This window comes from Paenibacillus xylaniclasticus (assembly GCF_004001065.1).
Taxonomy (GTDB): domain Bacteria; phylum Bacillota; class Bacilli; order Paenibacillales; family Paenibacillaceae; genus Paenibacillus_T; species Paenibacillus_T xylaniclasticus.
In genome coordinates, this window is the sequence record NZ_BIML01000041.1 from 22,375 (window position 1) to 30,256 (window position 7,882).

Annotated in this window: 6 protein-coding genes; 3 read left to right on the plus strand and 3 right to left on the minus strand. The window is 48.3% G+C overall.

Annotation, left to right across the window (positions count from 1 at the left end; all coding sequences use genetic code 11):
- Positions 1-19: 19 nt before the first annotated feature.
- On the minus strand, positions 20-361 hold the full coding sequence (locus PXY01_RS20800; protein WP_127572862.1) for a hypothetical protein: 342 nt from the start codon (positions 359-361) through the stop codon (positions 20-22).
- Positions 362-824: 463 nt separating this feature from the next.
- Between PXY01_RS20800 and PXY01_RS20805 the strand changes: the two genes are divergently transcribed.
- Together PXY01_RS20805 and PXY01_RS20810 are read left to right on the plus strand one after the other, a co-directional pair.
- Positions 825-2,594, plus strand: coding sequence for an ABC transporter ATP-binding protein (locus PXY01_RS20805; protein ID WP_127572864.1), 1,770 nt, complete (start codon positions 825-827; stop codon positions 2,592-2,594).
- Positions 2,587-4,362: an ABC transporter ATP-binding protein gene (locus tag PXY01_RS20810; RefSeq protein WP_127572866.1), complete on the plus strand. Its 1,776-nt coding sequence runs from the start codon at positions 2,587-2,589 to the stop codon at positions 4,360-4,362. Before PXY01_RS20805 ends, PXY01_RS20810 begins: the two co-directional genes overlap by 8 nt.
- A 77-nt stretch (positions 4,363-4,439) precedes the next feature.
- On the opposite strand, the gene PXY01_RS20815 is transcribed toward PXY01_RS20810, so the two are convergent.
- A complete protein-coding gene (locus PXY01_RS20815; protein WP_164744526.1) occupies positions 4,440-5,270 on the minus strand; it encodes a DUF4097 family beta strand repeat-containing protein in 831 nt (276 codons plus the stop codon).
- 190 nt (positions 5,271-5,460) lie between these two features.
- On the opposite strand from PXY01_RS20815, the gene PXY01_RS20820 reads away from it, so the two are divergent.
- The gene (locus PXY01_RS20820; protein ID WP_127572870.1) at positions 5,461-5,868 is read left to right on the plus strand and encodes a hypothetical protein; all 408 of its coding nucleotides are present in this window, start codon (positions 5,461-5,463) and stop codon (positions 5,866-5,868) included.
- 83 nt (positions 5,869-5,951) lie between these two features.
- Here PXY01_RS20820 and PXY01_RS20825 read toward each other — a convergent pair whose 3' ends face one another.
- Complete coding sequence (locus PXY01_RS20825; RefSeq protein WP_127572872.1) at positions 5,952-6,917, minus strand: hypothetical protein; 966 nt, start codon at positions 6,915-6,917, stop codon at positions 5,952-5,954.
- Positions 6,918-7,882 lie beyond the last annotated feature (965 nt).

Genomic DNA, 7,882 nt, shown 5'->3' on the forward strand with positions numbered 1-7,882 from the left:
GCTGACATTGTTCGCGCTGCTATATGAATCGAATTTCCTGAACGAGCAAGAGATACCGTTCCGGCTCGCTCTCCTTCAGTCGTTCCAAACATTGCTGACGCTGCTCCAGCTGCTTCTTCCTGTCCTCCTTCAGCATGTCCATGACGAAGGTGCGTCTTGCTTCTTCCTTCACGCCGAACAGGTCCAGCTTATCCCAACCCCATACCGCGAGGGAGGTGACGATGCTGACCATGAAGACGAACACGATGCCGTAAAGCAGCTCGCCGACAATCGGGATGTTCCGGAGCATGGCCATCGGCGGAAGCTTGGAAATCGTCTCTTCAAGCAGGATGCCGACCGAGACGGACATCGCGGTGATCAAGATTTTGCCTGCCTCGTGACAGGCTTGCATTCGAGTCATGCCCTCAGGCGATTCAGCAGCAGCTTAACAGCTTTCACAATCGAGGCTGCATTCTTCCTTACTATAACGAACGCTTCCGACATACGCTTGTCAGCGAACGCAAGTTCGACTCCAAGTGATACCAGCGTTTTTTTCCACAAAATAGGTTAATATCTAATGATTTAAAACGCTTACAAACAAGCCTTCAAAAAGTTTAAGGAATACGAGCGAGAATGAAAGCATTTCCGAACATAACGACGAAAAACTTAGGTTGCTCCAGGCTGATACTTATCCTTGGTTTAATTTGGCCCCCTATCCCCCATGCTTCCGAATTGACTCCGCTAATTTCCATTGTAAGCGTGTTATAATCCTCATAGTTTTAGAAAATGGGAGGATCTCCCGAAATTAGAGAATTGACAACCTACATACAAAGCTGGTGATCCGATTGTTTCAACTGAAATGGCTGTGGCACAACTTGCAAGGAGACCGGGTACGCTACATTTTCGCTTTATTGTTATCGGTGGTAGGCTCCTCGCTGACTATCATTAATCCGTACATCGGCCAGCAAATCGTCGATACGTTCATCTCAGACGACAACGCTGTACAGAACCTAACCGATAAACGGTCGCTGTTAATTGGACTTTGCTTGGGTATGATTGGCTTTACGCTGCTGCGTACGGGGCTGGCTTATTTCACCACCCTCTTGTACGAGAGAGCATCGCAGAACATGCTGTATCGGGTCCGGATTTACTTGTACAACAAAATTCAAGGTCAAGATATGCAGTACTACGATCGTAACCGTACAGGCGATCTGATGACGAAGATGACCGGTGACCTTGACATGGTGCGACACACGATAGCGTGGATTATCAAAACGATTATCGAATCGCTAACGATATTCGTCGCGGCCGTCGCCTATTTCTTCTATATTGATGCGGAGCTGACATGGTGGCTGCTTATCTTATCGCCGCCGATCTTCATCGTGGCGTTCATCTTCGCTAGGCGCGTCCGTCCGATGTACGCCGATCTGCGGGAGCGGCTGTCGCAGCTTAATACGATTACGCAGGAAAATATTGCGGGCAACCGCGTCGTCAAAGCGTTCGCGCGCGAGGAATATGAGGTTCAGAAGTTCAATGAGAAGAACGTCAATTATTCTACAGCGAACAAAGCAGCGGCCATGGTATGGCTCGACTACTTCCCATATCTAGAGACGTTCGCTCAAGCATTCAGCGTTATTCTCATGATTGTCGGCGGCTTGCTTGTCATGGATGGACGGTTGACGTTCGGGGAATTTTCTGCTTTCTCCGCGCTCATCTGGGGATTGTCCAACCCGATGCGCAGCATCGGTATCATCATTAACGATATTCAGCGCTTCTTCGCCAGCCTGAACAAAATCGTCGACGTCTATTATGCCGAGCCGCGAATCGTGAACGAGCACAACGCTGCCGTTAAGCGGCGGTATCAAGGCCGGATTCGATTCGATCGCGTCAGCTTCAAATATGACAACGCAACCGTGCTCGAAGATATTAGCTTCTCCGTCGAGCCAGGCGAGACGATCGCCATCATGGGCGCGACAGGCTCAGGCAAAACAACGTTGATTAACTTAATTCCGCGCTTCTATGACGTAACGAAAGGCCGCGTCCTCGTGGACGGCACTGACGTACGCGAGCTGGAGCTGGATGAGCTGCGCGGCAATATCGGCGTAGCGACGCAAGACGTGCTGCTGTTCTCCGATACGATTGACGGCAACATTGCCTACGGTGATCCCGACATGCCAGAGGAGGATGTCGAGAAATTCGCGCAGAAGGCTGCTGCTCACGACTTCATTAACAAAATGCCAGAGGGCTACAACACGATCGTCGGGGAGCGCGGCGTCGGGCTGTCCGGCGGTCAGAAGCAGCGGATCGCGCTGGCCCGCGCCATGGCGATTCAGCCGCCGATTCTTATACTGGACGACACGACCTCCGCTGTCGACAACGAGACGGAGGAGCACATTCAGCAAAGCTTGCGGGAGCTTGATTACCCATGCACAAAAATTATTATCGCCCAGCGCGTATCCACTACGGCCGAGGCTGACCGCATTCTTATTCTAGACAACGGCCGCATCATCGAAGAAGGCACCCACACCGAGCTATTGAAGAAGCGAGGCTATTATTACGAAGTATTCATGCTGCAGAACGAAGGCATCGGAAGGCAGGCGACTACGCATGGCTAGAAATAAATTCGACATCGACGAGGACTTGGAGTCTCCCTTCGATATAAGGCACTTCAAACGCGCGCTCGTCTATATCCGCAAGCAGCAGAAGCCGATGATTATCGCTTTCATACTAAGCGCACTCTCGGCGGGCATCGGCTTGTCCGCACCGCTCATTATGCAGCACGTCGTCGACGTGACGATTCCTGCGAAGGATAAAGCGGCTCTAATCGGCTGGTCGGCACTCACGCTCGCCACGATCGTGATCAGCGTCATTCTGGCGACGATTCGCTCGCGCATTATGACGCGCGTCGGTCAGGATATTATTTTCGAGATTCGTACTGACTTGTTCAAGCATCTGCAGAAGCTGCCGTTCCAATATTACGATGATCGGCCGCAGGGCAAAATTCTCATCCGGGTCGTCAACTATGTCAACTCAGTATCCGACGTCCTGTCCAACGGGATTATTAACTTTATACTCGAAATCCTGAACCTGATCTTCATCGCCATCTTCATGTTCGCGGTCGATGTCAGACTGTCGCTTGTCATACTCGGCGGACTGCCGATCTTCATGGGCGTCATTATGCTGATCAAGACCAGACAGCGGCGCGCATGGCAGGCCGTATCGAACAAAAGCTCGAACTTGAACGCCTATATGCAAGAGAGCATTAGCGGTATTCGCGTGACGCAAATTTTTACCCGTGAGAAACGGAACGAGAGCATCTTCACACGCCTGGCTGAAAATTACCGCAACACATGGATGAAGACGATGTACATCAACTTTCTCGTCCCGTTCTCGGTCGACAACCTAAGCACGCTCGTCGTGACTGCGATCTATTTCGTCGGCCTGCTGGCGATGGGACCGGAAGAAGTAACGTTCGGTATTATTCTTGCGATGAGCAGCTATGCTTGGCGCTTCTGGCAGCCGGTTCTTAACCTGTCCAACATCTACAACAGCTTTATTAATGCCGTCGCTTATCTGGAGCGTATATTCGAGACGCTGGACGAACCGGTGACGGTGAGCGACGTGCCGAATGCGAAGGAGCTTCCGCCGATTCAAGGTCGAGTTACCTTCAACGACGTAACGTTCGCCTACGATCCCGGCGTGAACGTGCTGGAGCATCTGTCATTCGATGTCAAGCCGGGCGAAAGCATTGCGCTAGTCGGACCGACAGGCGCTGGCAAGACTACGGTCGTCAACTTGATCTCCCGCTTCTATAACATTACAGGCGGACAAATCCTGGTCGATGGCCACGATATCTCGCAAGTGAAGCTGGAGTCGCTGCGCAGCCAGATGGGTATTATGCTGCAAGACAGCTTTATTTTCTCTGGAACGATTATGGACAATATCCGTTACGGTCGGCTTGATGCGACCGAGGAAGAAATTATTGCCGCTGCCAAGACGGTCTGCGCCGACGAGTTCATTCGCGAATTCGAGGACGGCTATATGACCGAGGTCAATGAGCGCGGCTCGAAGCTGTCTCAAGGTCAACGGCAGCTAATCTCGTTCGCCCGCACGCTGCTCGCTAACCCACGCATCCTCATTCTGGACGAAGCAACCTCGTCCATCGATGCCCGTACCGAACGGCTGCTTCAGAAAGGCCTGAACGAGCTGCTCAAAGGACGCACCTCGTTCATCATCGCACACCGTCTCTCCACGGTGAAAAACTGCGATCGCATTATGTATGTTGCCGACAAGGGCATTGCCGAGGTGGGCACACATGACGAGCTGATCGCAAGGCGCGGTCGTTATTACAAGCTCTACACCGCTCAGAGGATGGAAGCATAAGCCCTGCCGCTTCAAGCAAAGCTAAGCCCCCAATCTCACCTTGTTGAGATTGGGGGCTTTTACAAGCTTTTAGTCGTTTATTTCGTTGTCTCGATGTGGATAGATCCGACCTCTACCTTTGCCTCAAGACTTGCCCCGCCTGGGCCGAAAGCTCCTTCAATCTTATTTACAGACTTAGTATCATAATCAAGGTTATCCAAATCAGCCAACACGTCTCCTACTTGCGATTGAAGCCTAACGCTTCCCCGTTCAGGAGTTGAATCGAGCGTAATTCGAATATTTCCGACCTCCGACTCTGCATTCAAATTGTAATCTAGCGCGTAATCCTCGACCTTAATTTCTCCAGCCGACGTATGAAGCTTCAGCGCCCCTCTCACTCCACTCGTTACAATCGTTCCTGCGTCGACATCGATATTCACTTTCTCGGCCTGAATACCGGCTGCATGTACCATACCAAAGTCACTACTAACCTCAATCTGATCATACGTATGGTTCGGAAGCTTGATGACCAGCTTGCGTTCTCCTCGCTTCGATTTCATAAGCAAGTTCAATGCGCTTCCTTCATCAACTGTTACCTGCAGCTGTCGATTCTGTACTTTCGTCTCCAGCGATATTTCGCTATCGAGCTTCTGATCAGTGATCAGCTCGATCTCGGCTGTGCTGCCAACAATCGGCTCCACGTATATGCCCATCACATCGGTGGTCACCGTAATGGAATCAAATTGTTCCACCTTTATTGATTCCGTTCTTGTTATCATCTCTTCCGAATCGGATTCCGATTCAGATCCTTGTCCGATCGTTTCCGTATCCTCAGTAATCGTCGTGTCGAAAGTGGTAGAGCAGCCAGCTAACGCTATCGCTAGAAGAAAGCCCGAAAGCATTACTCCCGATTTGTGCACTAGACCCATCGTCATCTCTCCTTTTTGTCTCCCGTGCAATCATATCAATGTCCTTATTATTCCATAATAGGCCGAGGACGGTTAACCATACTGGACTTTAGTCGGGATTTAGTATTTCAGTACGAATTTGTCAACAAATAGCTTAATATTATGGGACTATTTATCGATATCTATATAGGAAAGGGAAAGGAGGTGCGATATGAGAATAGAGCAGAATAATTTCATTCAATCCCTGCCGCGACTGTATCTTCAAGGCCAACGAGGAAGCCGTGAGAACAGTGCCACATGGCAAGAAGGCCATTTGCCAGTCAATCGACCGACGGTCGATCTGCTGGAGATTAGCCCGGAAGCCCGTCAACTCGCTGCCGACGCGATTATACATCACGAGGCTGAACGGCTGGAATTGCCTGAACGGCCTGTAGGTACACCTGACGATTATATCCCGATGGAGCAGCTGATGAAGCGTTTTGATCCGGAAACTTACGATAAGTTTCAGTCCGCAATCGCCAATGATCCGTTTGAAGGTCTGTCGATCTTACTGAATTTTGCGAAGCAAGTTCCGAAGCATCCGGATTGGATTGTGAAGTATAGGGAAGAAAATTCTTAATAACAATGAAGCACCCGCATGCTAGACGCTTCATTCCAGGCGTCTAGCATGCGGGTGCCCGCTATCAATCGATCTCTTGCAGGTTACATGATGCGAATCGAGTTAATGAAATAGGCGCCATCATTTGTAGTGAAGGAAAAGCAAACCGTAGGGATGCTGAATGCACTAAACCCTTCAAGTTCAAGATCATAATAAACACTCAGCGAATAATCACTCTTATACGTACTACTAACCTCGAGGTCATCAGCCGTTGAGGCAAGCACAGCATCCGCCCAATCATTTAAGATGTCGACATCATTCTCAGCAATCGTTGCCTCTACATAATCATCCATTCCTTCAACGCTGTAATCCGCACCAAGAAGAAGCACATCTTTCTTAGGAATCCACGTGTAGAGAAGGTTGTCCATCTTAGAAGTATCTCCGCTCTTCAGCGCTTCGGCATAAGAATGGAGTAAAGCAATAGCTTCATCTCGAAGCTCTTCAGCGGCCTCTTCCTCGGATATCTTCAAAGAAAACTTAAGATATTTGCTTGCTGCTTCTTTCTTCTCGGCAGCCGTAACAACCTTATCATAGTAAGCAACGAGGTCATCACCCCACTTGTTCACTAATGGGGCTGCTTTATTGATAATTTTATTGGCTTTATCCCATGCCGAGCTGTCCATCGGGTTCTTATACAGTGCCTTCTTCATCATTGTAAGACCGTCCAGCTGCTGAGATGTCGCGTTAATTCCGGCCTTATGCAGCTTGAGCAGCTCCGGCGTTGTTGGAGCCTTGATCGCTTTAAGACCTTTCACGAACTTCTCATAATTCGGCACAATAGTATTCGCGAACAGAAGATAGGTCTCCTTACGGTTTTTCGAGGTCACAATAATAATTTTGGAATAGGCATCCAATGCTTTCGTTTCATATTTAGAAATTTTCTCCAGCGCCTCGAAATAGTCGACAACCTCCTGCTTCTGATCGACTGCCGCGCTTGCTAAATGAACCGGAAGAGCAAATGTAATCAGAAGCACAAATAATAGCGAAAGCTTGAGGTACTTCTTTTTCAATTCTATTTCCCCCTATCGATAAAATTATACGTAATACTATATCATATTTTTCTATATTGTACAGAGTATTACTCTATTATAAATTATTTTATATTGACTAACCCGTATTCGTTAAATAGCAAAATAAATAGGCGAAGCCTATTAACAGGCCCGCCCTTCAAAAGGTCGATGAATATTAGCTGCACTGCATCTCGTATAGAGTCGATTTGCAGCAGCAGCCGCCACTTGGTTGCAGCTTGCACCGCTTGCTGGTGGGTTAGATTCTTTCCATACTCGTGCATTTAAGCAGATGGCGAGTAGGATGGCATTACTTGGAATAAGTAAGGGTTCGATGAATACGTAGAAAGAGCCGCTGTCACTTCTATATTAACAGTCGCAAACGGAGCACATACTATTTCATACATAAAAAGTCCGTTACTTCCCATAACCTTTGGAATTATATCCATGATGCCGTTACCATAAATATTCGATGGGAAATACAACACTCCATCTGGGCTTTGTACAACTACGGTGAAGATCCGAAGAGACGTATATGGGTTCACCCAATTCCCTTCCGTATATTGATATCAATAGGATTATGTACATAACAATAAAAGGTACAGCGCTCCCCTTCATCTTGAGTGCACTGTACCATTTGCCTCTTATCTCACAAACTGCTTTGTACTAGAGTATATCTCATATAGATAAATCATTTATTATGTTATCTGTATGAAATAAGGTTTCAATGGATAGTAAGTAGCAGTGAAGGGCTGCACTCGAATATCCATTCTCTTAAATGGCAATAATGTAATCTCGAAATGGAAATATCCGTCTTCCCATTCCACTACATTAAAATCTATCAATCCCTCCATGGTAAGTATGGGAGCAAAAGATGCTCCAGGAGGGCTATCGAAAATTAGAGTAAAAGTGTGCGTATTCGGAAAAGGGTTCGTGAACCTAAAGTAATCGATATCCCCAGGCGTTAG

Excerpts from the sequence above, each read along its gene's own strand:
- PXY01_RS20815 (WP_164744526.1), bottom strand. The coding sequence starts at position 5,270 with ATGGGTCTAGTGCACAAATCGGGAGTAATGCTTTCGGGCTTTCTTCTA.
- PXY01_RS20810 (WP_127572866.1), top strand. The coding sequence starts at position 2,587 with ATGGCTAGAAATAAATTCGACATCGACGAGGACTTGGAGTCTCCCTTC.
- PXY01_RS20820 (WP_127572870.1), top strand. The coding sequence starts at position 5,461 with ATGAGAATAGAGCAGAATAATTTCATTCAATCCCTGCCGCGACTGTAT.